23 protein-coding genes are annotated in these 26,259 nt (G+C 44.4%); 6 read left to right on the top strand and 17 right to left on the bottom strand.

All coding sequences use genetic code 11. The annotated features are described in order from the left end of the window. Positions 1–28 precede the first annotated feature (28 nt). The 4 genes from QUA77_RS08620 to QUA77_RS08605 all read right to left on the bottom strand — a co-directional run bounded on the left by QUA77_RS08620 (position 29) and on the right by QUA77_RS08605 (position 6,442). Positions 29–739, bottom strand: a complete 711-nt coding sequence (locus QUA77_RS08620; RefSeq protein WP_333449856.1) for a hypothetical protein — start codon at positions 737–739, stop codon at positions 29–31. A 130-nt stretch (positions 740–869) separates the two neighbouring features. Beyond that, positions 870–1,955, bottom strand: a complete 1,086-nt coding sequence (locus tag QUA77_RS08615; protein WP_333449855.1) for a hypothetical protein — start codon at positions 1,953–1,955, stop codon at positions 870–872. A 282-nt stretch (positions 1,956–2,237) separates the two neighbouring features. Further along, positions 2,238–3,224: a hypothetical protein gene (locus QUA77_RS08610; protein ID WP_333449854.1), complete on the bottom strand. Its 987-nt coding sequence runs from the start codon at positions 3,222–3,224 to the stop codon at positions 2,238–2,240. 14 nt (positions 3,225–3,238) lie between these two features. Continuing rightward, complete coding sequence (locus tag QUA77_RS08605) at positions 3,239–6,442, bottom strand: hypothetical protein (protein ID WP_333449853.1); 3,204 nt, start codon at positions 6,440–6,442, stop codon at positions 3,239–3,241. 178 nt (positions 6,443–6,620) lie between these two features. On the opposite strand from QUA77_RS08605, the gene QUA77_RS08600 reads away from it, so the two are divergent. Further along, positions 6,621–7,031 (top strand): four helix bundle protein, encoded by a 411-nt coding sequence (locus QUA77_RS08600; RefSeq protein WP_333449852.1) that lies wholly within the window; start codon positions 6,621–6,623, stop codon positions 7,029–7,031. A gap of 362 nt (positions 7,032–7,393) precedes the next feature. Here the strand turns inward: QUA77_RS08600 and QUA77_RS08595 are convergent, their stop codons facing one another. The 3 genes from QUA77_RS08595 to QUA77_RS08585 form a co-directional block, all read right to left on the bottom strand. Continuing rightward, positions 7,394–8,005, bottom strand: a complete 612-nt coding sequence (locus tag QUA77_RS08595) for a hypothetical protein (protein ID WP_333449851.1) — start codon at positions 8,003–8,005, stop codon at positions 7,394–7,396. A 136-nt stretch (positions 8,006–8,141) separates the two neighbouring features. Continuing rightward, positions 8,142–10,547 carry a hypothetical protein gene (locus tag QUA77_RS08590; RefSeq protein WP_333449850.1) on the bottom strand — a complete coding sequence of 802 codons (2,406 nt, stop codon included), beginning with the start codon at positions 10,545–10,547 and terminating at the stop codon, positions 8,142–8,144. Between the two features lie 421 nt (positions 10,548–10,968). Beyond that, positions 10,969–14,574 carry a hypothetical protein gene (locus QUA77_RS08585; protein WP_333449849.1) on the bottom strand — a complete coding sequence of 1,202 codons (3,606 nt, stop codon included), beginning with the start codon at positions 14,572–14,574 and terminating at the stop codon, positions 10,969–10,971. Between the two features lie 173 nt (positions 14,575–14,747). Here QUA77_RS08585 and QUA77_RS08580 point away from each other — a divergent pair, with 173 nt between their 5' ends. After that, positions 14,748–14,987, top strand: coding sequence for a hypothetical protein (locus QUA77_RS08580; RefSeq protein ID WP_333449848.1), 240 nt, complete (start codon positions 14,748–14,750; stop codon positions 14,985–14,987). Positions 14,988–15,233: 246 nt separating this feature from the next. On the opposite strand, the gene QUA77_RS08575 is transcribed toward QUA77_RS08580, so the two are convergent. Both QUA77_RS08575 and QUA77_RS08570 read right to left on the bottom strand, forming a co-directional pair. Next, a complete protein-coding gene (locus QUA77_RS08575; protein WP_333449847.1) occupies positions 15,234–15,857 on the bottom strand; it encodes a siphovirus Gp157 family protein in 624 nt (207 codons plus the stop codon). A 2-nt stretch (positions 15,858–15,859) separates the two neighbouring features. Further along, positions 15,860–16,033 (bottom strand): hypothetical protein, encoded by a 174-nt coding sequence (locus QUA77_RS08570; protein WP_333449846.1) that lies wholly within the window; start codon positions 16,031–16,033, stop codon positions 15,860–15,862. 65 nt (positions 16,034–16,098) lie between these two features. Here QUA77_RS08570 and QUA77_RS08565 point away from each other — a divergent pair, with 65 nt between their 5' ends. From QUA77_RS08565 to QUA77_RS08555, 3 genes are all read left to right on the top strand, one after another. Continuing rightward, on the top strand, positions 16,099–17,172 hold the full coding sequence (locus tag QUA77_RS08565) for a hypothetical protein (protein WP_333449845.1): 1,074 nt from the start codon (positions 16,099–16,101) through the stop codon (positions 17,170–17,172). A 74-nt stretch (positions 17,173–17,246) separates the two neighbouring features. Beyond that, the gene (locus tag QUA77_RS08560) at positions 17,247–17,573 is read left to right on the top strand and encodes a hypothetical protein (RefSeq protein ID WP_333449844.1); all 327 of its coding nucleotides are present in this window, start codon (positions 17,247–17,249) and stop codon (positions 17,571–17,573) included. A gap of 128 nt (positions 17,574–17,701) precedes the next feature. After that, on the top strand, positions 17,702–17,950 hold the full coding sequence (locus QUA77_RS08555) for a hypothetical protein (RefSeq protein WP_333449843.1): 249 nt from the start codon (positions 17,702–17,704) through the stop codon (positions 17,948–17,950). Between the two features lie 149 nt (positions 17,951–18,099). On the opposite strand, the gene QUA77_RS08550 is transcribed toward QUA77_RS08555, so the two are convergent. The 8 genes from QUA77_RS08550 to QUA77_RS08520 all read right to left on the bottom strand — a co-directional run bounded on the left by QUA77_RS08550 (position 18,100) and on the right by QUA77_RS08520 (position 24,892). Further along, the gene (locus QUA77_RS08550; RefSeq protein ID WP_015179801.1) at positions 18,100–18,432 is read right to left on the bottom strand and encodes a XisI protein; all 333 of its coding nucleotides are present in this window, start codon (positions 18,430–18,432) and stop codon (positions 18,100–18,102) included. Further along, positions 18,420–18,836 carry a XisH family protein gene (locus QUA77_RS08545; protein ID WP_333109663.1) on the bottom strand — a complete coding sequence of 139 codons (417 nt, stop codon included), beginning with the start codon at positions 18,834–18,836 and terminating at the stop codon, positions 18,420–18,422. Before QUA77_RS08545 ends, QUA77_RS08550 begins: the two co-directional genes overlap by 13 nt. A gap of 317 nt (positions 18,837–19,153) precedes the next feature. Next, positions 19,154–19,504: a hypothetical protein gene (locus QUA77_RS08540; protein WP_333449842.1), complete on the bottom strand. Its 351-nt coding sequence runs from the start codon at positions 19,502–19,504 to the stop codon at positions 19,154–19,156. Positions 19,505–19,785: 281 nt separating this feature from the next. After that, positions 19,786–21,381: a relaxase/mobilization nuclease domain-containing protein gene (locus QUA77_RS08535; RefSeq protein ID WP_333449841.1), complete on the bottom strand. Its 1,596-nt coding sequence runs from the start codon at positions 21,379–21,381 to the stop codon at positions 19,786–19,788. Positions 21,382–21,446: 65 nt separating this feature from the next. Continuing rightward, a complete protein-coding gene (locus QUA77_RS08530) occupies positions 21,447–21,848 on the bottom strand; it encodes a plasmid mobilization protein (protein WP_333449840.1) in 402 nt (133 codons plus the stop codon). Positions 21,849–22,076: 228 nt separating this feature from the next. Beyond that, positions 22,077–22,235: a hypothetical protein gene (locus QUA77_RS08525; protein WP_333449839.1), complete on the bottom strand. Its 159-nt coding sequence runs from the start codon at positions 22,233–22,235 to the stop codon at positions 22,077–22,079. Positions 22,236–23,536: 1,301 nt separating this feature from the next. Next, complete coding sequence (locus tag QUA77_RS29280; protein ID WP_445302066.1) at positions 23,537–23,647, bottom strand: Tn3 family transposase; 111 nt, start codon at positions 23,645–23,647, stop codon at positions 23,537–23,539. Positions 23,648–24,640: 993 nt separating this feature from the next. After that, positions 24,641–24,892 (bottom strand): hypothetical protein, encoded by a 252-nt coding sequence (locus QUA77_RS08520; RefSeq protein WP_333449838.1) that lies wholly within the window; start codon positions 24,890–24,892, stop codon positions 24,641–24,643. 450 nt (positions 24,893–25,342) lie between these two features. Here QUA77_RS08520 and QUA77_RS08515 point away from each other — a divergent pair. After that, a partial coding sequence (locus QUA77_RS08515) for a pre-peptidase C-terminal domain-containing protein (protein WP_333449837.1) occupies positions 25,343–26,259 on the top strand: 917 nt, incomplete at its 3' end.

Here is a 26,259-nt window from a genome sequence, read left to right as displayed (position 1 = left end):
CGTCCCCTTTCCATGTCTCTTTCCTCTTCTATGGTTTGAATTCGACAATTCGGGAAATTTCTAATCCGGCTGCTCTCAAAGAGTGAATAGTCTTCTCTAATTCATTAGCGTTTTCTTTGAGAGGCGATTTGGGAATTTCTACCCCTTTGACGGTGAAGGTTCGATTAAACTGTTCTCGGCTTTCTCCAATGCCTTGTTCCAGCACGACGCGAGTAGCAATTACATCTATTTCCCAAACTCCTCTTTTTATTTCTCTCGGTTCCCCCATGTGAGAGATATAGACTCCAGAGCGGGTTTTTCCTGAATAGATGGTGTTGGGAACGAGTTGGGCAAGTTCGACCAGGGAAGCTTTACCAAACTCTGATTCCATCATCAAGGAGCCCATCCAAGCAGTTGTAGGAACTTTGGCACTGCCTTTTTTAACTTTAATGCCGGGGTCGGGGTCATTTGTGCCAGGAATTTTGCCTGACCAAGCCCAGGTTAAATTTACCCAACTGGATACAAAATTTTGGATAATTTTCGGCTCTCTGTACAGTTCATCTTGTTCTGCAATTCGTGCTGCGGTTCCGTCTTTTAACTGGACAAAGGTAACTTTTCTTTGAGATAAGGCTCTCAAACTGACTGTATTTACTAAAACAGCAATTGTCAGGAGGAAAACAAAGCTTGTTAGCAGGACAAAGCACAAGGCTAAGGTGTTTTTAGATTCAGGGAGTAAGGGTTGTGATTGTGGAAATTTCATATTATTGAAGGGATGGGGAGATGGGGGATAGAGAATAGGGAGATAGGGAGGAAATGGATTGGAAAACTGGGTTTGAGTAGTGAGTAACAACTCGGTTCGGTGAAGAAAAAGCTATCGGAATTTCCTTCCCCTAGATCAGTTTTCCAGCAATAACGCCGATCGCGTTACTGGCAATATCTGTAAGCTGTTTGGTGCTATTGGCGATCGCACTGTACAAAGCAGTTCCTCCACCCTTGGCAATTAACACGGCAAGAATGGGAGAAAACACAGCTAAAAAGAATAAAAAGGCGATATCTGTAACTAACTCTGCATCGGATTTGACAATCACTACAGCGACTAATCCAACGACGATGTTGTACCCCAATTGCACTCCAAATAACGACATAAACCCTATTAACCAAGCCCAGATAGGTTTTCCTTGCAGCGGCAGCAGCGACAAGCCCATTGCCAGAGGTCCAAATAAAGCTGTTAGCAACAATGCTGCTTCTAAAATATTGACAAATGCCCACTGTACCGATCTAAGAATTAAGCGAATGATGGGCAAGACAGTAGACCTAAAAACTTGTCCTGCAAAATCGCCATTTCCTATATCCTGAAGATTGGCAACATTGCCTAAGTTTTCGACAAATCTCTGCAAGCTTTTGAGAGGTCCTCCATTTTGCTGTTCGGCTGCCTGAAGGATTTGTTGAGCTGGCTGTTTTTTGCTGTTCCAACATTCCACTAAAGCTGATCCAACTTTGCCCTGACATTCGCTGTAGAGTTTTTCAATTTCTTCTTTGCCAGCACTGGTGAGGTTAACGTCGCTCAGGGCAGTTCTGAAGGTCATTTCTCCGACTTGAATCTTCATAATTTCTTGAACTTGAGTGCTGCCTACAGCTTTGATGAATTTGACACTTTCAGCTAAGACTTTACCGTTGTTGCTGAGAAATACTACAATTACGAGTGGCCAGATAAACATGGCTACTAGCTCTGACCAAGACTGTTTTTCGATGATTTCTTTGCCACTGGTGACAGCGAGGTAAGTAACAGATATTCCCGCCAGAATTAGTCCTAGTTTGACTAAGGCAATCCAGAGAGAGGATTCTTGAGTGTTGAAGGTGTTAAACCAAACTAAATTCCACGATTCGACGGTTTTTTGAGAGACTTCTATGGCATCAGAGAGAGTGTCCAGGGCTTGTCCTGCTGTGCTAGTTTGGGCGATTAGTTGTGTCAGCATCTTTGGAAGGGGAGGGGGAAGGGGAGAGTGGGAGAGGGGGAGAGTGGGAGAGGGGGAGAAAGAGGGAGAGGGGGAGAAAGAGGGAGAGGGGGAGATTGGGAGAGGGGGAGATTGGGAGAGGGGGAGATTGGGAGAGGGGGAGATTGGGAGAGGGGGAGATTGGGAGAGTGGGAGAGAACAAGTGGGACAAGCGGAAACAGGAAACCCTTATCCCCTCACCCTCTCACCCCATTCCCCCCCTCACCCCCTCCCCCACTCCCCACTCCCTACTCCCCACTCCCCTTATTCACCCAGGGTGATGCCTCCCGGCATTTGAAACAGTCCGGCTTGAGTAGAAGAAGCTGTAGCAGCCGCAGCATCTTGCCGTCTCTGGGCTGTGTTAATTTCGTTGAGTTCTTCAGCTTGTTGAGCGTTGAGAATGTTGGCAAAACTGCGATCGATTTGAGCTTGCTGGCCCTGCATGACTAAGGCACTTTGATTTTCTGCTGATAAGGCTGCTTGCTTAGCTGCGATCGCACTTTGTTGAGATATATTTCTCATAATGTTCTGGGTGACATCTTGACCTTCTGAATCAGCACCCAATTCCATTGAATTCTGGCTCTCGCGATTAGTTAGCTCTACGTTTTGTTGGACAACTTCTTTCATCTGAGCTTGCCTTTGTTGAGCTTCTTTACTGAGAGTGGCTTTATTGGCAACACTTACAGCACTTTCTCTTTCTGCGAGTTCTGCGGTATTCTCTTTGAGGCTGTAAGAATCTTGCGGTCTCTTCTCTAAAACAGCGGATAGTTTTGTCCCTTCGCTTTCGGAGGTGTTGCCGTCCATTATGCTTTTAACTGCTTCTTTTAGGTCTGGAACTTTCAGTTCTCCCAGGAATGAAGAGAGGGTTGATTCTATTTCAATGCTAAATTTTTCGACTTTGTTTAACAAATTGTCCCAGATGCCTGAGATGCTGTCGGAGATGGTGGAGACGGTATCTGAAATTTCGCCTGTTATGCCGCTAATTGTGTTTTCTATACCTCGTATTTCTTGCGGGTTGCTCAAGAAGTTATTAGCTGATTGTTGGATTTGGCTTTCTATTTGTTGATTGGGAACTGTGAAGTTGGAGCGGTTGAAAGTGCTGCTGTTAGGATTGTTTAAGCTGGGAAGCTGTGTTGCAGTCGGATTGCTGTCAGAGGTTTGAGCTTTTGCTTCAACAGAATTTAGTATTAAGCTCAGCCAAATTGCAGGAATGCCGAGGGCAAGTTTAACAAGCAATTTCGGTGATTTCATCGGTTTTTCTCCGTCTAGCTAGCAATAAGGTCTTGAGGGAATTTGTGTCCATTGATATCAGTGACTGCATTCTTGCCAATATTGGTTAATGAACGTCCTTCTTTAACAGCTTGTACGTATTCAGAGGCAAATTGTTTGAGTGCTAGCAATTGCCCTTTTAACGTATTGGGATATTGAGCCATCACTCGGGCGCGGGCCATCAATTCAGCTTGATTGTTAGCCACACTTGCTAATATCATTTCGCCTGGATAGTATCGGCTTTGCCAGAAACGACCTCCTTTTTCAATTAGCCAATTGGAATAAAGGTCGGCAGCTCGGGGAAGGAAAGCTTCTGTGGCATTTTGGCTAATAATTTCAGCCGGATATCCCAAATTTTTTATCCAAGAAGTGGCTCCGTTTGATGTCAATCTTCCGGTAATTCGATACACCATGTTTTGCATAATCATAGTTCCCGCACTACAATCGCAAATACTGTCGATATCTTGGGCTAGCAAGAGCACTGAAATGCCATTTTTTCTACCCACTGCACAGAGTTCGCCTACTACTTCAGCAAATCCATCTTTTTTAAACAAAATCGAAAGTTCGTCTCCGATAAATAGGCTTTTAGGGTGAGAAAGTGCGTTGCGGATGCAAGCAGCGTGGGCGTTAATGGCCATTAAATACTGGTCTTGTTCGTTGCCCAGACCGCTAAGGGCAAAAAACTTAACAGCGGGTTCGGGTGAAAATGTACTCGGTCTGCCAATTGCTTTCCCTAAAGGTGAGGCTAGTAATGCGTTGCATTGAGTGATAATTTGGTTGATGGCAATGCGGTCGAAGTCGGTAAAGTTTTGTAGGTTTAGTTGCTCTTTTGTGCAGAATTTCAGGAGGTTTGTGAGGGTTGGCATTTCTTGCCACGCGGTCGATTTCCAGCCTTTTTCAAATGCCGTATTGTAGCGCTCGATAATGTCTGGGTCTTCCAGAAATTTTTTCAGAGTTAGCAGCAAAATGGCATCGACTCGCTGCGCTAATTTTGGGTCGCGGACTTTGCCTATGCTGATAATAGTCAGCGCTTTTCTGATAAACTCTTTCCATTGGTCTAGTCGGCGCGATCGCTCTTCTCTGTCAAAACGCCTCAAATCGGGTATTTCGAGTAGATTCGAGCTGCCAGAGGTGATGTCGTAGTACGCACCGTCGTCGCCTAACAGTTTCACTGCTGTCTCAAAGGTGCTGCCGCTTCCTGCTGAGATGTCCATACCGACTACTGGGATATTAGCGGCTATTGCATCGACTGCAAATCGCCATCCCAAAACACTTTTACCGGAACCAGACTCGCCTGTTATAACGGCGCGGCTGGTTTGGTTGTGCATGAGGTCAACGTACACGGGTTTGCCACCTTTGGTGATGAATTCAACTCCCTTTGAGTCGATGTCTCTTACAGCAGTTAAGGGCAAAATACCGGGGACAGTTTCGGTGTCTAAGGTGAGGCGGCGTTCGTTAATTAGCGAACTGCTGTGCAGCAGCCAGCTTACAGTAATTGGCAAAGTTTCTAGCCACAGTTGCCAAGCAATGTTGCGCTCTCTTAATACCTTGGCAGAGCCGAAGCTGTGGGAGAGCATTTGGCAAGCGTGTGTTAGTTGCTCCGGCGTTGGTCGGTAGACTAAGAAGGTGACAGCAGCGTGAATTGCTCTTGCACCTTTGTACATTTTTTTCTGGGCTTCAAAAGATTCTTCCTGTTTGACTTCTGCTCCTACATCGCGACCTTGACCTTTTTCTAAAGCGCGTTTTTTGGCACTTTTAGATTGTTTAGCTTGCCTTGCTAAGTTGTCTTGAATAATAAAGTTGGGAGCGGCGCTAATTTCGACAACGGCTTCAGTATCGCGGACGTGGCTGTTGCTCATAATTTTCCAGAGCCATTGCAGTTGCTCTCTGGTATTGAGCCAGCCACCGGGACCCTCTTCCATTGTTAGCACGCCGCATTCTGCGTTTCTGCCGGGAAGCAAAATGCGTGAGCTAGCTTTTCTGTGTTCCGGGCAGCTCGAACGGCCGCTCATACCTTCAATTAAAATGGTGCAGGCGTGTTTGTGACTGTTGAGGGTTTCGGTTAGTTTGTAGTCGGACGCGGTTTCTTTTAAGGTGAGAAGTTGGGGAATAGGGGGTACGGGTGAGCAGTTGAATTTTTGCCACAACCATCTCCACAATGCTTGGGCATTCATGGGTTGAATTTCCAGTCCGATTTTGGTGTTTAGCAAGAGTTCCCACCGGATATAGCCTTGCTCGAAAGCATCGAGCAGCAGTTGTTTGTAAAAGCGTTCAGAGTAGATGCGCTGGTTGCCTGTAAATTGTGCAGCAATGCTATTGGCTGTGTTGATAATTCCATTGATGAATTTACTCAGAGGGTCCTTGGATTTGGAGCCAGATTGAGCGTTGAATGTCCAAGTGCAGAAAATAGTTTGGTTCCACAGTTGTCGGGTGCCTGCTAAGTTGAGTTCTTGAATGCGTTTCTGTTCGTTACGAACGAGTACAGAAATGGGTTTGAGGTGACAGTTGTCAGCCAATTCAGTTAACTGTTGCTGGCGAAGGCAATCGCTGCTGTAGCAGCCGGTATGAAAGGTCATTTTTTCGCCTGGGGGAATGTCTTTTAGTCCTTCTTCTAAGGCAGTAGCTGCGTTGTTTACTTCCTGACGGTACAGAATGTTGTGAAAGCCAGCCGTCTCGAATCCGAATACAATTTGGTATTGACTGCCTTCATTCAGTAAGTAACCAGAAACTTCTCGACCATCCTTTTTGATAGTGACTAAACACAGGAGGTTTTGGTAGTTTTGGAAGGGCATAAGTCGGCTGTTACCTCCTTGTTGAGTGGGAGCAACTTTGGGTTTAAGTTTGACTCGGACTTGTGAATCGCTGATTCGGTGGCGAATCGGGTTTGGTCGGTGTTGGGGAACGGGAGAAAGGTATAAAAGATTGCCGTTGTACCACTCGTTCCCCGGCGGAGGTCTAAACCTGTCTACAAAAAGGTGAGGTTTGTTACCTGTCAGGAGCCACCAGCTTACAATTAGCCAGAAAGTAGTGATGAAAAACCAAGGCATTCCTAAGCTGAATAAGCCGTTGGTGAGGATGTAGGAAATTACAGTGATTAGCATCCAGGGAATTAGCTGTTCCGCTGGAATGATGCCGATGCTGGCTTGTTTGCCGAGAATTTTGTTGACGGAAATAAAGTCTTTATCTGGGTCTTTGATCATGGTAATAGGGGAAGGGAAAGAGGAGGGGGAGAGTGGGAGAGTGGGAGAGGGGGAGAGGGGGTGATTGGGGGAGAAGGGAGAGTGGGGGAGAGGGGGAGAGGGGAGAGTGGGGGAGAGGGAGAGGGGGTGATTGGGAGAGGGGATAATAGAAAGTGGAGTTAAGAAATTAGAGTTTGAAATGAACAGAAAACCAATTCAATCCCACCGAGATTTAGAAGTGTATCAACTTGCATTAGATGTGGCTATGCAGATTTTTGAACTCTCTAAAAAGTTTCCTGTTGAGGAACGATATTCATTGACCGATCAAATTCGTCGGTCTTCGCGTTCTGTTTGTGCCAATTTGTCTGAGGCATGGCGTAAACGGCGTTATGAAGGAGCTTTTGTATCCAAATTAAGTGATTCTGAAGCTGAAGCTGCTGAAACTCAAACCTGGATTGAATTCGCTGTTAGATGCAATTACTTGGATGTTCAGGTTGGTAGAGAGCTGTATCAACATTACAATCAAATACTGGGTACACTGGTCAACATGATTAATAACCCTTCTATGTGGCTCCTTCCAGTGTCAAAAAACCATACTAAGAGTCGGTGAACGAAAGAGAGGGAGAGTGGGGGAGGGGGGGGAGAGGGGGAGAGGGGGAGAGTGGGGGAGAGTGGAAGAGGGGGAGAGGGGGAGAGTGGGAGAAGAGGAGAGCGGAACAAGGGGAGAAGTTTGAAAACTCGCAACAACCCGATACAAACTAGAGGGCTTCAACATCTAACATATACTCAGCCAATTGAATAGAAATACTCAGCCAATTGAATAGAAATGAGGGATTATGTAACAACTGCAATCGACTTGAAAATTCAAATAGCTTGCTGTTTACTGCACACCTCTAATCTCCCCTTCTCCCACTCTCCCCCTCTCCCACTCCCCCACTCTCCCCTTCTCCCACTCTCCCTTCCCCTTCTTCCCTAAGCTCCTCCACCTCCGCCATTGCCAACGAACAGAAAAGTTACTACGTCAACGGCAATTACAATGGCAAAGGCTAAGGCAACTTGGGTAACAATTGGTCTCCAGTCATTACCTTGTTGTGCTTGGTTGTAGGCGAAAAGAGAAGCGGCTGCTACTAACAAAAGAAAGGCTCCGCGAATTAAGTTGAAAATCAGTTCGATGACTTCGGCATCAATAGCTTCGCCTCCTGCTGAAGAGGCTCCTTCTGCGAGTTCTTGCATAAATTCTTCTAAGCCGGAGAGAAAGAGGGCGTTAGCTGGGGAATCGAGTACGGAGCAAAGTGCAGTAGAGGTGATAATGGCAGTGGCAATGTGCCAAAAGCGAATTTTGCAGCCAATGTATCGCTCTACAATGGGAATAGCTCTAGTGATGTGCCATAAACTCAAAAACACAATGCTGGAGCAGCCTAAAGTCGCAATTAAGAGCGGGTCGTGAATGCTGAAGTAGATGAGTGAGGCTAGGCAAATGCCGAGGAATGGAATGTCGCCCCGTTTAATTTTCTGTTGTTTTAACCAGCGTAATAATGAGTTGCGATTTCGTTCACTTCTTGTTTGGTCTAAGTAAGTAGCCATGTCACTCTCTCGATAAAATTAGTGCTTTAATGCCAATTTAAGTTGCATCTAATGCCCGGAAAATCACCAAATACGGTGATTTTATATAGTGACCCTGACCCCCTCCATTTGGAGGGTGCAAGTGAAATAACTTATTTCAAATTTCCATCTCTACCTCAGTTTTTTTAGCTTCCTGCTTGTTGGAGTTCTGGTTTTGAGCAAGTTGCTGTTGGGATAGGAGATTTTCTACTACTTCTGGTGGAATGTCGCACAAAAGTACCTCAACATTACCTTTTTGGAGGCTGGCCTCAAAAACTATCTCACTGTGAGAGTTAAAGCCTTTGACAGTACCCTTCGACTTGGATTTATCGCTGAATTCGACTTCAAAGTCGAGGCGCGAGCCTTGGGAATCGGTAAAGCTCACTTCATCTTGATTGCTTCTCTTTACCATTTCAGCTAAGCGTTCTTGGTTGAGAGCCTGTTGAAAAATCTTTAAGCGGTCGAGTTCTTCTTTTTCTTCAGGTTTCAGGAAGTCGTTTGTCACTTTCCATTCCCCAGTTTTATCCTGTACTGCTGAGAACATTTCCTCGCCTTCCTTAGTTTTTAAGCGGATAGCGGTAGAGGAGTCTATATTCGTGACATAAAGTTTGGCTTCTCCCAAATCAACCCCATCTTCTAATGCAATGCCTTCCGCATTTGCTTCTTCTTCAGCTAGGCTGTAAATTTTTGCTAGTGTTGCTGCAAGTTGGGAATCCTGAGTAAGATTTTGGGCTGTTACAGTGATTTTTTTAGCAGTAGCGCTAGCGCTGCTGCTAGCTGGGATTGTTGATTCTAATGAAATTTTTTCATCTATTTCTGTTCCGTTTTGTACGAATTGGTCGCTGAGCGCTTGAGTCGAGCTGTCGGGCGATTCTACTTTTGCATCCGCAGCTTGAACGCCTGTATCGCTTTGAAGAGAAAGTTTGTTCTCTAAAGCTTCTATTCGCTCTTCTAGGGTATCGAGTCGCTTTTCGAGTCGGTTGAGTGCTTCATTTATTTGTACGAGCTGTTCTTCAAAACTCGCCTCTGTGTCAATCTTAATAGAAGCAGTTTTTTCAGAATTGTTGTCTCTCACACGACCAGAAATTTTATCAACTTTTCCATGGACTTTGCTAACAGCTTTAGCTAAGAGCATACCGGGTGTTGAGACAAATTCGGCATCCGGTTCAGGTAAGATGTTTTGTTCCGGTTCTGGCTTCGGTTCAGCTATTGGTAAAGCTTCGGATTCAACCGTTGCATCTGCAATTGAATCCGCTTCAGCCAAGTTGGTAACCCGCTGCGAGAGCGAGTCAGCTCGCTGGCTTTGAGCTTTGAGCCTTTTGACAATACCGGCAACTTGGCGCTCTTTTCGGGCCCCAAGAGCAGCTTCTATAATTTGAGAAGCTGCTTTTTTCCCCATCAGAGTAGCGAGAACCGCAACTTGACCGCTCAGGCCGCTGACAGTGGTACCTTCTACCTCACTTCCAGAAATGGCTGTTCTACCACTAACTTGTACAGCAGCATCGAGGATACTATCGATGTTCTGGTCGTTTGATTTTTTGCTTTGAGGTTGCTGTTGGCTCGTTCGGGTTTTTGAAGGTGTGCGTGCTAAGGATTCAGCAACTTCTACCGCTTCATCTGTCTGAAGTTTTCTTTTGGCTTGGGATTTAGCTGATAATTCTTCGTCTTCCAAATCTTCTCGCTCAGAGTTTTGAAGGTGGCTTTTAGTTTGAGGCTTAGCTTTAGGTTGAGGTTCTTTGAATTCAAACTCATCTAACTCACTTAGCTCATCTGTCGGAGAGCGGCTTAAGGCTTTAGATTTAACCAGTGGTTCTTCCGACTCTAACTCCTCTACGTCATCTTTTCGGGGTCTTCTTTTGGTTTGAGAGTTGGGTGATGGCTCGTCGTCCTCCGAATTTTCTATTTCATTTTTTTTTGATTTGATATTGGCTTTAGACTTCGATTTTTGCGATGGTTTATCATCTTCCAAATCATCTAGCAAATTGTCTTTTTGAGACTGATTTGCCGTTTGAAAATTCGATCGGCGCGAGGGTTGCTCATCCTCTAATTCATCTAGTAAATCGTCTTTTTTAGACTTAGTTTCAGCTTTAGATTTAGACTTGGGGGAGGGTTGCTCATCATCCAATTCATCTAGTAAATTGTCTTTTTTAGACCTTGTTTTAGTTCGAGGCGAATCGAGTAATGTTTCAATTCCTGTTTTAGTAAATCGGTTGTCGTCCGGCTCTCCCAAGTGTTCCATCATGTATTTTCCTGTGGTAGAGCCGTACTCAGGTCGATCGCTCAAACTGAGGACGAGTCCGTTGTGCTTGACCTCCACGCTAATGCCAGGTTTGCCGTCTGCTTCCGTTAGTTCTTCAATTGCATCGGCAAAATCTTCTACGCTGGTGAGTCCGTTTTCCAGGCAGTAATCTAAAGCTTTCTCGCAGCGATTTCTTAGGTAGTTGAGGATTTTCTTGCCCTCGGCTGTGTTAGGGGTGATGTAGTTTCCCTGGCTTCGGCTTCGGGATGCTGTTTTTGTAGCCATAATCTTTGTAGCGGGGTGAGTGGATATTTCCCATGAAATTCGAGTAGTGTGGCTAGTGACTTCACTCTAAAGTGCGGTTTTGGGGAGTTAAAGTGACCCCCTCCAATCGGAGGGGGAAGGCATTCATTAAGCGGAAGCAAAAGAAGTGTCATATCATGTCCGTCAAAATACGTATAAAACCGCAGGCTTCAATGTGTGTTGTACAAATGTCCTCAAGGGAGGTCAAAATCGAAGGTCTCTTTTCTTGCGTAATTCGACTTTGACCTCCCACAAGCAAGACATATTTAGACAACAGGTATTGAAAAGGTTTGCGCTTTTTCTATGATTCGCATGAGCGGCTATTTGTAAATTCCCCACAGCAAAGTAATAGAATGGCAATTATGGTATAGTTAGCGAACCTAATATGACTTTCTAAATTACGTTAAAGTTGTGCGTCGGCAACTCTATTGTTTGAGGATGTGGCTGCTAATTCAGCATCGATTTTTAAGAGGTATTTGAGAAAGTGAGCGCTGCTGTTTTCAGAAAGCTTTTTAATGATTTGACCTGTTTTCAAGTCAGCAGCTAATACCGGATTATCAGCTTCATCTCGGACTAAACACCTAAGATTATTGCGATTATTGCTAATAAAAGCTGTCCAGTTTCCCACAGGGATTTTAGTTGCTCCAGTTTGGTTATATGCTTCAGAAATCGCATCTTTCAGCAATTGTGAGAGGTGGGCGGGGCTGGCAGCAATGTCTTGGGGTTGAGATGGCGGTTTGTTTTGGGTAGGGGTGGGCGATACAAGCGATCGCCCTTGACGAGGGGTTGGGGATACAGATTGCGCTCGCCCTTGACGAGGGGTTGGGGATACGAATGGCGCTCGCCCTTGACAAGGAGTTGGGGATACGGATGACGCTCGCCCTTGAGAAGAAGTTGGCGCGACTTCTGCAAGTTCCTCCACTGATTCAATGAGTCGCACGGAACTAGGGTCGATCTTTAAGATTAGAGCACTACCTTTAGGCGATGGTTCAATAGTGGCCTCAAAGGTAGTGCCGATCGGCAATTTAGGTGAATTAGCAGAGAACATGGCTAATTCTTGTCCGTCAAGGAGGACAATAGGGCTACCGTCGCGCCTCGAACCGCTACCGCTAACAGAACCCACCTCAAAAGTCAATGTTTTGTGCCTCCATTTAGGACTGCTAAAGTCAACATCTTTCAAGTCATTGTACTTTTGCCCAATCAGTTCAGCTCTGTCAAACTGAAAGGTTTGCAATTGCTGGCAAATTTCATCCGTAAACAAATTGAGAACCAATGCTGCTTTAGGTGTTTGGTTTTGGGACTCAAGCCAAGTATAATCAGCAGGAGCTACAATGCGGGAACTGACATCTTTGGTGCGGCCCAGACCATCACGGTAGGTTAAGTCCAAACTGTCGATGTCGTTGGCATTTTCGCAAAACTTATTCTCAAGAATTCCCACCAGTTTTTCGCTTGGTTCAATTAAGGCAAAATTGACCATTGGCAGGCTCGGATGCAAAGTTGCTTCATATTTAATGCCTTTGCTGTCTAACAATTCTTTCCAATGTCCAGCTAAGTCTTTGCCAACTGGCTGTCGCTTCTTATCCCTGACAGTCTTATTGCTACCGTCCCGTTCAAATTCCTCGAAAGGGACGCTCAGAATGTAAGTGTCTTTTGGCATTGCTTCGTGCAGTCGCTCGTACTCAGGTTCAAGGTTAAATTCAATCAACAGTTGGCGAGAAAGTTCCTTACAAGCTTTGCGAGGAACTTCTAAGTTGGGATTTGCGGTTTCGACGTGCCACATTGCACTAGCAGCAGAAAACCTTTCTTCAGCGTTGGGAAAAGCTTCAGTCACATCGGCTCTTAAGCTCTCGTATAACTTGCTGACTGCTTCTTTAATTGCCTTAGAATCGTCGCTGCACTCCAAGTGAATTTCGCCCATCCTTTCTCGATAGCGTTCCTTAATATCTTGCGCCCACTTGACATAATGTTTCTCCCATTTTTCTCGCTCATCTAAGTCCGAAGGAGACTCGAACAGGTAGCGAAATTCGTCGCGGTGGCGGCTTTTTAGACGAGTCGGTTCCCACTCTGGGTTAACAGCCTCCTTAGCAATGCAATTGATAGCGGTGCCGTCTCCTATAGGTAATGGCACAGTTTTGTAAAGCCTGGGGTCGTCTTTGTAATCAAATAAATAGCTTGGGTGCTGTTCTGACCACTGCTTAGCCTTGGACAACAAAGTAGGGTGGTGGTCTTCGGTGCGAGTAGCACTTTTGGGACTGTCCACTTCAATTTGCAGGGCATCAAATAGCTTTCCAAGAAGCTGCCGCTTCTGTTGATTGAATAAACTTTCTGGCTGTCCCGGTTCTGCTGCTGACGATTGCACTCTCCCGATTAAGGTAGCCACCCAGCCAATTTTATTTTGGGCGATCGCTACGGCAATTTGCCGCAATTTGGTATACTTGCGATCGCCATCACTATCGGTAGCTTTATTGTAGTCAACTTTCTCTCGCTTCTCAACAGCATCGTACTCATTCTCTTGATTAGCGTGCCTGGTTTCAGAGGCGATATTCGGCATCCGGGAAGCAGGCGTAATCACTAATTGATCGCCGTCAAAATCGCATTGGTGATGCTGCATGGCTTGGTCGGAGCGAATGAAAACGCACCCTTTGTACTGCGTTAATTCAGGCTGACTTTTGTTGTCTACTGTGTAGCGGCGGATGTTATCTTTACTGACAATTGGGTATCGGGTAACGATAACTTCTGTGCCGTGTCGCAAGTGAGGGGCAACAATTGTACCTGGGTTGAGGTTTTCACAAGGTTGAGCCATTGCTGAACCGTGATGAAGTGCTCCCTTAATTGCTAAATCTTTCCACTTTTTAGCCAGTTGTTCTTGCATGAAATCGACGACTTTGGGAAAGTCGAGGAGTTGGCCGAGTTTGTCGTTCCTCAAAATTGAAATTAGCCGGGATTCATTGCGTTGGGCTTTTTCATCTGTTTCGTCTTCTAATCCGCTGCTGTCTTCGTGAAGGCTAGATTGAAAAGCAGCTTTTTTGTCGTGCTGCTCCACTAAGTATTTGGCAAGTTGCAGCCGATTATTTTGCAAGTCAGCTAGCTTTTGGGCTTCTATTTTGGTCGGTGTGGCTATGTCAGCCCCAATAGCTGCTTCGGAATACCAAATCGAAAATTGCCAGGAATTTTCGTATTCAGTTACTTTGGCGTTGCCTCGATTTCCTAGTATAGCTTTGGGAAATTCGTAGTCGCCACAGGGGATAAGTTCAGCTAATTGCTCTTTAGCAACTCCTTTGATAGAGGAGCGATCCATGATGATATCATAACCCAACTCGGAGGTTAAATTAGCATCAGGCAACAGCGTTCCTTTGGCAAGAAAGCTAATTTCTGGAGTGTGGCAGTCTTCTTGTTCCCATTCCTGCATCCAGGCAAATCTGAATTGAAAAGGTCGGTTGTCATTACCTCCCAATTGTTGGGCTAGTGCCGGTGAAATTTTGCCGTGACAGTCTCCGGTTTGCCACTTATGAGCTTTCGCTTTTTCACTCTTGTCATCGCTTTGAGAATCAACAATTTTGACTCGCAAGGTTTCGCCGTCAAGGGAGCTATCTAACAATTTGGCTCCTTGGTTGCAACTGCTAACTAGCAGTGAGCCGTAGCGACAGGCGTGGTCGGGTTGGGTTTTGAATACGCTCAACAGTTTGGTTGAGAGTTCAATGTCTGCAAAGTACACATTTTTGCCGGAGCTGAAAGCAACTCTTCTGGTAATACCATCTCCGAAGTCGATGTTTTTGAGAGGGTCGAAGCTGCTATCATTTGGGTCTGGTTTAACGATGGTTAGGGATGCTAATTCTTCAGGTTCAAAAAGCAGTTCAAGCAGGGAGTTACGCAGCACTTCTGATTCAGCTTGGTACCGCCCCTTTGCTCTACCGTCAGTCAAGGACATATCAAAGACTGGGATTTTTAGTCCTTCCCCAGCTACCCATTCTGTGGAGCGATATTCTGGGGTAAGTTTTCTTCTACTCATTGATTAGCTCCTGAATTCGAGTTTTTACATTGTTAGGACTTACGCACAGCAATAGTCCAGATTTTGACAAGGTTGTTCCTTCACAAATTCCTGCTACTGAGTGATATTTACCCCCTCCAATTGGAGGGTTTAGAAGAAAGAAGTAGCGTGTTACAATCAAAATGACAATCCCAATGTGGAGAAAAAAAGTGAAAGTAGTTCGCACAACTACGGCTATGGAAAGCCAACGGAATTATTTCTCTGATAGCGATAGCGATGCACTTGCTCGCGTTGCTTTTGCAGAAGGTGAAAACAGCCAGCAATTGGGAGGTTTGAACCTAGATGCTAACGGGGTTATTAAAGGTAGAGCGTCAAACTTATTCAATGTCACCGAAGAAGAAGTTGAAAACCCTCAATACTGGATTGATTTGTAATAGATATCGACCGAAATTAAGTTTTCGCTCTTACAAACAAAACAAGCGTTTCACATTCTAATTCGGAAATGTCTAATTCAGGGAAGTCTAAGTCGGAGGTGTCTACTATAGCTTTTATCACAAATATGAGGTACACAAGATTATCTGAAGGTCAGGATTTTCAAGCCTTGGTATATGCCTCATTTACCTGACAAAGGCTAGAATTCAGGTGTCAAATCAAGGCATTCCTGACACCTGAAAAGATGGCTAACGCCGTTTTTTGGACTGCGTTTTATCCGAAGAACGACTCTCAAGCGTCTGGTTGGCTTGAAGAGAGTGCAAATTGTTACCAGGAAGCAAGCTGTAGACAACTTTACGCTTGCGGAAAACCCTAGTGCCATCTACAGGCATTCCTTGTTTCCAAGCGTCTGAAATCGCCTTTTTGTCGGCAGAAATTACGGTTTTGGTTTCGACTCGACGATAGGGTTCTGGTAGTTGAGATGGGTCAATCAAAACTTCACAGGTAGGCGGATTTTCCTTAACAGTAATGCGGCGGTGTTTGCCAATAATTTCGGAAGTTAACACGCCGCACTCGTTGAAGTAGAGCACGGTTTTGTCTAAGCGCTCTCTCCACCCCTGGAGTTTGTTGAGAGCTTTTGAATGCAGTTCTATCAAATACTGCATCCTGGCTGTAATTCCTGCAATTTCGGCATCAATTTGGTCGGCTAAGTCGGCATGGGCATCAACAGCGAGTTCCTGGGTTTCTTGGGTTTGCCAAAGGGATTGCAGCAGTTGGTCAATTTCTTCTGAGCTTTCTGCTGACTCTAGTTGATGCCAAAGTTGAGCCGCAGTTATTGAACTTTGAGCAAGCGTTGCTGTGGCTAAATTCATGCTTAGTATCCTCCGTTGATGCAGGTGTGATAATAATCGCGGCGTTCTTCGAGTTGAGTAAGCGCAGCCATTGTTGCCGCGTCGGATTTAAGAGAGATTTGTTTGTCCTTTTGAATCTTGCTAACTGGTTGAGAATGAGTTAAATTTTGTGAGTTTGACTGGGTGATTTTTGGCATACAATTCAAAAAACTTTCTTAAAAATAGCGCGACCGCGCTCTTAAAAAAAGGCGTATTTAAAGTTATGAATTATCCTATAGTTTTTTACCCAAAAGTGGTAATGCAATTCTGCCATCAATATCCTTTGCCAGAGGCAACTTCTAGTTGTGCCACCTCATCCCAACTTCAAGAAACTCAACAATTCGAGCAACCTGTTGTTTTGCTGACTCCGCCTCAACCACCTGTGGTGTTACCTGTCAAGTTGCTGTGGTTAATTTGGGTGTTTTGGCTCTATGGTGCGATCGTACTTCCGCTGTTAGCTATTTCTTGGGGTTGGCTGTGGTGGGAAATGCTGTTGGTAGTAGCTGCTTATTCATGTTTAATTGCGGCTGCTTATAGTTATGTGTTTGGTTGCCGTCAAAAACTGCTATCCAGGTATAAACAGCAAATTCTTGAGTACAACCAACAAAATATATTATCCCATCAAAATTTATCATTGAATAAACAGCAAGAATTTTCTAGTTTTAAGGTGGAAAAAGAAGGGTTGCAGACAGCTTTAAAAAGCGCAAAACTTGAGTTAGATTCCAGAAATCGATTGCTCAAGGATTTGATGTCACTTCGCGTTAGTCCTAATGGCACATCTCAAGCTCGGCAAGGAGTGAGTGAACAACGCTTTTTGCAATACTTACAGCAATATTTCGAGGAAGTTGTCCAAGCAGCAGAGTTTAAAATTCCGTTATCTCAGAGGAGCTATTCAGCAGATTTTACTGTAATTCACACTCCATCTGGGATAGGAATTGATGTCGAGATTGATGAACCTTATGCTGGCAAATCTAAGAAGCCGACTCACTGCTGCGATGCTGACAGCGATATGCGCCGCAATCAATTATTCTTAGAGTGGAATTGGATTGTGGTTAGGTTTACTGAAAAGCAGGTGGTTCAGGCTCCTTTGAGCTGTTGCAAGTTTCTGGCGATTGCGATTGCCTTTGTAACGGGCGATCGCTCTTATTTAAAGCAACTGGAAACTGAACCCGATTTGCTGAGCGTCAAACCTTGGACAACTAGAGAGGCAAGGGCTATGGCTAAAAGCAACTATCGCCTTACTTATTTATCTGGATTTGGCGTCGGTTCTGCTTGCAATCGGGTTTCAAAGTTTTGATGCGAGCGCACGCAATATCCGAGTTATTGACTGCGATAAATGTTTATAATTAATACAAAGGAGATAAAATAGATATGCTATCATTTGAAGAGGGGTTCATTGAAAGTCAACAGCTCAACCAAAGACTTCTACAAACAATTCGCTTAGTTGGAGAATACAAGGGAAAGCAGGAGTTATTCAAGCAACAAGCCCCACAAGTTTTAGGCACTTTGCGCCAAGCTGCGGTTATTCAGAGTACCGAATCTTCTAACTGCATTGAAGGTATTACAGTGCCGCTAGAACGCATTAAAAAATTAGTAACAGAAAAAACAACGCCGCGCGACCGTTCAGAACAAGAAATTGCGGGTTATCGGGACGTGGTAACTACAATTCACACTATAGCGATCGCATTTCATTCGTAAATCCAACCAAGTCAGAATGCTGGTAGTGTCGGCACCATGTCCGAGTGCAGTTTACAAATCATTTGCGATCGCTATAGTTATACCCACATTCCTTCTATTACCAGGCGTGGGAGTATTTCTTGGGAGTCATGCTGCTATCAGCTTATCGGGAGTTTGAGCAGCGGGTGGGATATGTTACTTCTGCAAAAGGAACTAAAACGGCGAATTTATTGGATGCGATTAACAATTTGCCTCAAGAATTCTCTATTAGGGAATTGCAGGAACGGTGTCCGACAGTGAGAATTGATTCGATTCGCCGTCTATTGCGACGGAAGAGGGATGCTGGGCGTTTGGAATCTCGAGGAGGAGGAGTTGAGGCGCATTGGCGAAAGCAATAGATAGAGGAATTACGCACAAGCAACTGGGTGTTAAGTTCAAGTACGAAATCTAACACCAGTTGCAAAAATTATGCACGCTGACGAAAGCGGTTAAGTATTAAAAAAAGTGACCTTAAAAACAGCTAAATTTTTTAACCATTAAACGTAATTTATCCAATAGCAAAGTCACTTAATTGACGCATATTAGGGGGGTCAAAACCAAGTATAATGTCTTGTTTAGGAACTCCTAATTCTACGAGTTCGTTAGCAATACCCACCTCAGTCCCATCCTGCTGAATCCAAATTTTATTGTCCATAATATCCAGGTGCAAAACCGGGCCATAAATTCGCCGCTGATTGCGCCAGCCCACATATACTAATTGATAATGATCGCGCTCGGTATCAAAGATAGTTTGAGCCTGAATGCGCTCATCCCAAACAAGACTAGCGTGTTGGGAGAGCAGATTTTGGATGTGCTGCCTATAAAGGTCTACATTTGCCATTGTGCGATCGCCTCCTGCTCTATATCGTAAACAATTAAATGAATTTGGTTTTGTTGAATTAAAGACTGAATAAACCCCATTGTAAAAAAACTCTCGTAGACATTGCTGGGTACTGCTAGGTATAAAAGGCGGTCAGTTTCTTGTTGTTGCAAAGCTGCTCGATAACTAATGAATTGTCCTAATGCTGTGTAAAACTGGGAGATTTTGGATGGGCCAATAAAGCTTTTGATTTCAACGGCAATTTTTTGTCCGTCTTTTTCGGCCGCAACCACCCTTTCGGCACCCAAGTCGATGTAAAGTTCGAGAGTTCCTGCTTGTAAAGTGTATGGATCGTGAGTAATCTGCCATCCATCTTTCTGGAGAGCGATTTTAACGACTTCGTGAAAGACATCTTTAGCAGACATAGCTGTACTGACTCGTTGTGTTTAATATCTTCGAGAGTTTTATTTCAAGTATATACGCTATTCATTTGAAAGCGATGTTCTCGGGCAGCGCCACAAAACTTTGCCCCTCGGCCTTTTTTAGATCAGAAGAAGCCTTTCGTCCAAATATGATTGTGCAGCCGACATAGTGTTGCGCCCGACGACTCGAACATATCGGCTTGCTCTTAGTGCAGGAGATACACCTATGCTGCTATGAGAGGAAGCCTTTTTTGGATGTGGCGAAAAATGTTTGCTATTGGCTGCCGGAGAAACAAACTTATCTCTCCGGCATCATTTAATTACCAGTCGATTTTTAGCTCGCAGTTTTTGGGGCTGCCGTTGCTGCTACCATTGCTGCTACCATTGCTGCTACCATTGTTGGTGTCGTTGTTGCTACGGTTGCTGCTTTCGAGAGGGAATTGAAAGTTTAAGGCCAGCAGCTCTTGCTCGATAATTGACTTTCGGTCTTGGACTTTTTTGTCTCTCAAAAGTCGCAGAACGTGGATTATTTTGTCGAGCGTTTGATAGCCTGTTTGTTGAAAATTTAAGACCAGTGTTGTTTGCCTTCCCATAATGTACAGTTGGTTTTCTGTTTGGTGGACGAAGGTTAAATTATTCAAGTAGTAGGTGTTGGTTTGCGATAATTCCATTTTTTATCTCCGATACTTTAATTTTTGGCGCGCCAGCGCTCATTTTTTTTGTAGGATTAAAAAAACGTATAAATAATTTATTTTTATCAAGGTCGGCTTACAAAAAACAATGAGCAAGCGCCGTCTCAATTTACTTAGCAGATTAAGAAAAAATAGTTGATAAATCTATTCAGAAATTTGTAATACTTAGTGGCAGCACTATCAGTAATTTAGGTTGTAAGCTGGAAATTTGTTAAGTAGCGTTTTTATTAAACACTACTCACTTTTTTAGGGAACCATAACTAATCCAGTTCAATATCTTGGATGCGCTGTTTATACTGTTGGTTATTTTGTTTGTGAGTTTGCTGTTCTTGCTCAATTAATTGTATCCAGATATCATTCCAACTTGACTGTGGATTAACAAGTTCTGCATTCGGTAGCAGCTCGCTTGCATTTCGAGCGAGCCTATAATCTTCTGCGATCGCTATAATAACGCTATCGAGTTCTTGTAAGAATTGTCTAGGCAGTTGTGAAGCTCGTTCAATTCCTAGGTAAATTGTGGCTGGTGCTGTTGCAGAGTTATCCTGGCTATTTTCCTGTTCAATCAGCAAAATTGAAAGGGCTTCGATTGGGTTACAGGCAATCACAGCTCGCTCAATTTCTCCAGTAGTCGCTACCCAGAAAGCAGCTTCAGATGACAGGGGATGCGTTGTAGTAAAGTTGCCTCTTTCATCGAGAACAAAAGCGAACCGGGCTTCCCCGTCAAGCGTCCGTCCTGTAAAGACAGCCTTTTCTGAGCCGGCATACAACCAAGAATGAGAGTGCAATAAATTAAGCAATTCTAAAGGTAAACTGTACTCGACAGCTAGATGCGATCGGACTTTTTGCCACTGAATTTCATTAGGCTCAGGCAGGATTGACAGTTGTAACTCTAATTTATTTGCTGTTGCAGGAGTTGTAGGCGCGGTTGCTGCTAGCTCGGATTGTGACAACTCTAACTCATTTGCTGTTGCAGGCGCCCTTGCTACTAACTCGGATTGTGACGACTCTAGCTCATTTTCCTCTGCCTCACTGGGGGCGATAGCTAAGTTTTGTGGCTGCATTAAAGCCTCAATTAGGGCGTTATCTCGCCCTTTGTCATAGCTAACGCCTCGATGCTTCTGCAATCCAGAAAAAGTGTAGGCTTTACCCAACTGAGTGCCGCTTAAAGCTACCTCATCTAAATTGTAAGAAATGCCTTTACTGAAGCCAGTTCGAGTCAATCCGACTTGCACCTCTACGCCTTGTTGCTGCAACCGCTCAACGAATTCTGGCATACTTGGGTGGTTTTGGGAAACTTCATCAATTAGGTCTTGTAATTGCACCCTGACACTCTTGTTCCCCTTGCTTTTTAATTGCCTGTGTTCTCCTGTAGTCTGAGCTCGCTTGTCTGTTTCCCAACTGGGTGTAACAGTTTCCAGGCTGTAGTTCCGTTCAAGCTGGCGAATAGTTTCTTGGCTTTTGTAATAATCCCAGCTATCGTCAACAACACCTCCATCTAGGCAAATGCGACTGGCGACGATGTGGATGTGGTCGTGTTCTGTATCGCTGTGCTTGACAACTGCATATTGGTTGTTGTCAAATTCCATCGCTTTCATGTAGTTGGCTGCGATCGCCAGCCAGCGTTGGTCATTTTCTTCAGAATCTTCTAGTTTTTCGGTGCTTGCGACAGATAAAGTGGCGTGAAAAACTGCTACTTTCAGGTTAGGTCTTAGTTGTCGGGCGATCGCAAATTCAGCAGCGAGTTCTTCAGGAGTTTGTCCGCACATAGTACCGCCAATTAGAGCGGCGTCTTTTTTGCCCAGCACGTAGTTTAGACAGCCGCGAAAGCCTGTACCTTTGATTTGTTTGCCAATCATAACCGAAAAGCCGTCAGTTGCACAGAATCGATTGCTCAGGCGGTAAAGCCGAGCCTTGTTAATAGTTAGCGTACTGTAGATTTGGCGAGGTTTGCAACTATTGTTTTAATTGCCTTCCCGTTCTCTCGAATGAGTTGCTGTACTCTTTCTAAGAGTCCTGTATTGACAAGAACTGGTTCTCCCAATGCCACAGCACTATTGCAAGCTTGAGCAATCTGATTGAGGTTGTTTCCTGCAATTCTAAGTTGGGCATCAATCTTGCATAAAACTTGATAGGCTTTTAAGTCAAATGCAGCTAGAGGGCGCGGCATGGTTCTCCTCAAAGCTGCACGGCGCATGAAGTCGCTCATGCTTAAATTTACTTGCTCTGCTCTGGTTTTAATTTGATTGTAGTCTGAGTCAGTGAGGCGAATGTGAATATGGTTGGATAGCAGCTCTCTAGGTTTGACTTCCGATAAAGTTTTCATAGTTTTTAATCAGTAAAAACCTTTGCCCAAGATACAAGTTAACAACTGTAATTAAAAACCGCTAGTCAGGTGATTTTATCCCCTCCAATTGGAGAGGGCTATTAGAGGGTTTATTAAAGTAGAGACTGACCCCTACCCAACTCAGTTTATTTAATTTGTTTGTATAAAATATAGCTTGAGAGGCGATCGCAGTGGAAGGACGATTAAACCTCTGACGGTGATAGCTGGCTAACAAGAGAGCGAGCAATGCGATCGATTGCTACCCAAGTGCGATGGGAAAGTTGTGGCAATTGATGCCTGTGCTGCCACAAAAGCCGCCACAACAGCAGGAGCAATGTGAGTAATCGGCACAGTCGAAGTGCGGGTAAAAATTAAGCCCCTTGACACCTAGGATTCCCCATTCACGAGGGTGCATTATTTTTCGTCAGCACAGATTAGTCATGGTTTGCGATCGCAAAAACATTGCTTGCTACTGACAGAGAACAGCCATAACCAACCTCAACAAGCAAAGGCAGTCCTTGCACAAAAAAGCAGTAAAGGGACAGGAAAATGCAGGCATTTGCAGGATATTTTCGGGTAAATACAGGTAGAGTGCAGTTCCTGCAAATGCCTGTAATCTTACTGATTTTATACTGCACTTGCCTGACTTTATACGGCCCTTGCCTGTGTTGCGAGCGAGCGCTATTTACAGTCGATAGCTATCGTGTTGGCAACTGTAAAAGTCAAGGCATACTCCGCCCTTCGAGCGCTTCTTCATTCGTAATTAACATTTCCTCGATCGTCCGATGTTTGAAATAAAGAAAAGTTGTTTCTTTTATTCGACCGCAAGTTATTCTAATTCGTGAGAGGCCCAATAACCGAATAATTACGAAGGTCGGATGAAGGAGTGCGAATTATTCGCTCCCTCGGCTTTAATTCAATCTTGTGCTCGAAGCTGCGTGACCTCCTACACACTCGGTTTACAGTAGCCGTGAGGAAACGACCGCTTGGTTTACAGCAGTCGTGAGGGAACTGCGTGCTTGGTTTATAGCAGTCGATCGACTCCCAACTATCAATGCTCGTTATAGTTCTCCACCTGATTAGTACAGGCAGTAATCTCTATTCATGGGGTGGATTATTTTTATATCTGAAATATAAAGTCGCCGTTTGCGATCGCAAAACCATTGCTTGCTACCGATTGAGAACCGCCATAACCAGTCCCAACAGGCAAGGGCAATCCCTGCACAAAAAAGCACCAATTTGACCGACAAATTCAGGCAAGTGCCGTATATTTGCAGGTAAATACAGGTAAAGTGCAGCCCCTGCAAATACCTGTAATCTCACTGATTTTATACTGCAAACCCCTGACTTTATACTGCAAATGCCTGACTTTAGCGCTCCACAACAATTAGCTATTTTTTAGCGTTTTTAACAAAAAGTGAATTGATTTAATAGTCAAGTTACAGTATCTAAGTTGAATTAAGTCAAGTTGAGCAAGTGCGAGAAAATTGGCAACACAGCAGCCGTTATGTCAGCCTTGGCAGCCGGGTGAAATGTTGTTGTCGGGCCCGCGCTTTGCAATCGGCTAAACTGTTATTGTCTGATAAAGCTTGAAACTGGGATAAAAATTTACCCCCTGACTCGGTTTACAGTAGTCGCTCGATTTAACGCAGTCGCTCGGTTTACCGTAGTCGCTCGACTCCTAGCTATCAATGGCGGTTATAATTCTCCACCTTATTAGTACAGGCAGTAATCTCTTGGCGTAAAGAGCGATCGTTAATATATTCCCACAAAAAAATAGTTCGCCGTGCCTGTCCCATACCTTACCGCTCTTATTGAGTCATTTGGGCTTCAGTAGCCACTCGCGAGTCGTTCCTTATTCCATATCAATAAGGTTTGAACTGTGGGTAAGCAGTATGCTCAATATTCATGGGGGTGCATTATTTTTTGTCTACACGAATTAGTCAGGGTTTGCGATCGCAAAAACATTGCTTGCTACTGACAGAGAACAGCCATAACCTGCCTCAACAAGCAAATGTACGCTCGACACAAAAAAGCAGTAAATTGACATGAAATTGCAGGCGGCAAGCCGGATATTTTCGGATAAAAACAGGTATGGTGCAGTCCCTGCCAATACCTGTATTCTCACGCTCTTTTGTACAGTAAACACCTAATTTTGTACAGCAAATGCCTGACTTTAGCTGACGCAAAAATTAGCTATTTTTTAGCGTTCTTAACAAAATCTGAATTGATTTAATAGTCAAGTTGCGGGATCTAAATTGAATTAAAAATCAAGTTTCCGAAGTGGGAGGAAAGTGGCAGGCAGCTAAAATTTCTCTTTGCGCTTTTGTAGGATAGCAGCCGTTATGCCAGCAATCAAGTTGAGGCTGGGGTGTCTGGTTTTTGCGCTCCGTTGAGGCTGAAAACGAGACCTTGATAATAAGGCAAAATGTTGTTGTCACACAAAGCTTGACAGTCGGGTAAAATGTTGTTGTGTGGCTAACTCTGACAATTAATCGGGTAAAATGTTATTGTCTAGCAGAGTTTGACAGTCGGGTAAAAATTTACCCCCCGACCACGAGAGTCCTTGGTTTTTTAGGGAGTGACGGCGATAGCTGGATGCACCGCAAGGTTTGCTAGAAGAAGGCGACGGTCAATCGGAGGCTGGCTGCAATTAAGTCTGAGACCTCAATATTAATTTATGGGGCAGGGGTAAAGACAAGAGCATCCCGTAGGTGTTGCCGACGATCGCTACCCCATAAGAGCGATGGCGATCGCAGGAGATATTGAGCCAACTATTGCTCCAAATATAATCACTCCCAGTTAAACTCCATACCTAAATATTCCTCTAGTTCCTGATTATACGGGTGGAAGAGTTCCACTAATTGTTGACGTAATTTATCAGAGATGAGAAAATACGAACCTGGATTGTAATTACGATACTCAGTCAGTTGATAGTCTGGCAAGTTCAAAAAACGATGAACTTGCTTCATTGTGGCTGATCGGTTGCTATAAAATTCTTCACTTTTGAGGATTAAAATCTGTTCTTTTGGAAAAACAGCCATCCATTTTTTTATAAAATAGTCCAGTGACAAAATACTAAAAAGGCTGGTAGGTCATACGGATGCAGTTTTACGCATAAGTTTCATACTGAGTGTGCTGGCGTTAACTTAAATTTATCCTCAAAGCTTTGCTAGGTAAGGTTTTAAGATTATTTACCTCTGCTTGCGCTTTTGAGCAACTTGCTCAACTGGGGGCCATTGGCTTGAAATCCCAGCCAGCTATGATGTAGGAGACCAGAAAACTAAAAATTTAGCACACTAAGCACGGAAGAGCCAAATAATCAGGTATTATTTCTCAGTGAGCGACGTAATGTAAGGTAGCTTTCAAGTTTTGGGTGTTCGCTCCCTCAAATATAAACTTATGTAACGATTTACCGCAACTTGCATAAAAACCTCACGGTGTTCCCAATAGATAGTTGAGGGCGTATTCAACCAACTATTTTCCGGGGTAACATGACTGAACTTAACATCGGGGCATTGACTGACAGCACAAGCTACACAGGTAGTGTTGATACTACAAATATCTTTGACCTTTACAAATTTAACATCAACAGTCCGGGCAGTTTCAAATTCGCGATCGACAGTTTGAACGGGAATGCCGACGTATTTCTGTTAAACTCTAGCGGCGCAACACTTTACAGTTCAACCAACCCGGGAACCAGTGCAGAAATAATTAGCGCTGACAGCCTAGTAGCCGGAGACTATACACTCAAAGTTTTGCCAATCAGCGGCGACATCAAATACACGCTGAATTTAGCACCAACTAGCACTCAAAAATCATCCGACGCAGACACCCTCATCGGTGCAACATCAGATTCTCCACTTCCTTCAAACAGCGCCGCAACTTCGGAAAAACCGACTGCAAGCAAAGATGTAATTACAGGGACTCCTGTTGATGACAAGACTGTGACCGCAGAAACAACATCAACAACTACCGACAAACCAGTTGTTACAGGCCCCCAAACAACTCTCACATCTGAACCGGAAAAACCTGTAGCAGCGACTGAATCCGCCGTAGAAACAACATCAACAACTACCGACAAACCAGTCACTACAGACTCCGAAACAACTCTCACATCTGAACCGGAAAAACCTGTAGCAGCGACTGAATCTGCGGTTGAAGCAACATCAACCCCTAGCGCTGAACTAGACAAACCAGTTGCTACAGACTCCGCAACAGCTCTCACATCTGAACCGGAAAAACCTGTAGCAGCGACTGAATCCGCCGCAGAAACAACATCAACAACTACCGGCAAACCAGTTGTTACAGGCTCCGAAACAACTCTCACATCGGAACCGGAAAAACCTGTAGCAGCGACTGAATCTGCGGTTCAAGTAACATCAACCACTACCGACGAACCAGACAAACC

It is taken from the genome of Microcoleus sp. K5-D4 (assembly GCF_036704575.1).
Lineage (GTDB): Bacteria > Cyanobacteriota > Cyanobacteriia > Cyanobacteriales > Microcoleaceae > Microcoleus.
This window is presented reverse-complemented; position numbering and strand designations above follow the sequence as displayed.

Bases quoted from the DNA above. Each gene is read 5' to 3' on its own strand.
- QUA77_RS08550 (WP_015179801.1), bottom strand. From the start codon at position 18,432: ATGGCAAATGTAGACCTTTATAGGCAGCACATCCAAAATCTGCTCTCC.
- QUA77_RS08595 (WP_333449851.1), bottom strand. From the start codon at position 8,005: ATGGCTACTTACTTAGACCAAACAAGAAGTGAACGAAATCGCAACTCA.
- QUA77_RS08535 (WP_333449841.1), bottom strand. From the start codon at position 21,381: ATGATTGGCAAACAAATCAAAGGTACAGGCTTTCGCGGCTGTCTAAAC.
- QUA77_RS08575 (WP_333449847.1), bottom strand. From the start codon at position 15,857: ATGAATTTAGCCACAGCAACGCTTGCTCAAAGTTCAATAACTGCGGCT.
- QUA77_RS08620 (WP_333449856.1), bottom strand. From the start codon at position 739: ATGAAATTTCCACAATCACAACCCTTACTCCCTGAATCTAAAAACACC.
- QUA77_RS08590 (WP_333449850.1), bottom strand. From the start codon at position 10,547: ATGGCTACAAAAACAGCATCCCGAAGCCGAAGCCAGGGAAACTACATC.
- QUA77_RS08540 (WP_333449842.1), bottom strand. From the start codon at position 19,504: ATGGAATTATCGCAAACCAACACCTACTACTTGAATAATTTAACCTTC.
- QUA77_RS08580 (WP_333449848.1), top strand. From the start codon at position 14,748: ATGTGGAGAAAAAAAGTGAAAGTAGTTCGCACAACTACGGCTATGGAA.
- QUA77_RS08530 (WP_333449840.1), bottom strand. From the start codon at position 21,848: ATGAAAACTTTATCGGAAGTCAAACCTAGAGAGCTGCTATCCAACCAT.
- QUA77_RS08560 (WP_333449844.1), top strand. From the start codon at position 17,247: ATGCTATCATTTGAAGAGGGGTTCATTGAAAGTCAACAGCTCAACCAA.
- QUA77_RS08615 (WP_333449855.1), bottom strand. From the start codon at position 1,955: ATGCTGACACAACTAATCGCCCAAACTAGCACAGCAGGACAAGCCCTG.
- QUA77_RS29280 (WP_445302066.1), bottom strand. From the start codon at position 23,647: ATGGGACAGGCACGGCGAACTATTTTTTTGTGGGAATATATTAACGAT.
- QUA77_RS08570 (WP_333449846.1), bottom strand. From the start codon at position 16,033: ATGCCAAAAATCACCCAGTCAAACTCACAAAATTTAACTCATTCTCAA.
- QUA77_RS08565 (WP_333449845.1), top strand. From the start codon at position 16,099: ATGAATTATCCTATAGTTTTTTACCCAAAAGTGGTAATGCAATTCTGC.
- QUA77_RS08545 (WP_333109663.1), bottom strand. From the start codon at position 18,836: ATGTCTGCTAAAGATGTCTTTCACGAAGTCGTTAAAATCGCTCTCCAG.
- QUA77_RS08555 (WP_333449843.1), top strand. From the start codon at position 17,702: ATGCTGCTATCAGCTTATCGGGAGTTTGAGCAGCGGGTGGGATATGTT.
- QUA77_RS08520 (WP_333449838.1), bottom strand. From the start codon at position 24,892: ATGGCTGTTTTTCCAAAAGAACAGATTTTAATCCTCAAAAGTGAAGAA.
- QUA77_RS08605 (WP_333449853.1), bottom strand. From the start codon at position 6,442: ATGATCAAAGACCCAGATAAAGACTTTATTTCCGTCAACAAAATTCTC.
- QUA77_RS08610 (WP_333449854.1), bottom strand. From the start codon at position 3,224: ATGAAATCACCGAAATTGCTTGTTAAACTTGCCCTCGGCATTCCTGCA.
- QUA77_RS08585 (WP_333449849.1), bottom strand. From the start codon at position 14,574: ATGAGTAGAAGAAAACTTACCCCAGAATATCGCTCCACAGAATGGGTA.
- QUA77_RS08600 (WP_333449852.1), top strand. From the start codon at position 6,621: ATGAACAGAAAACCAATTCAATCCCACCGAGATTTAGAAGTGTATCAA.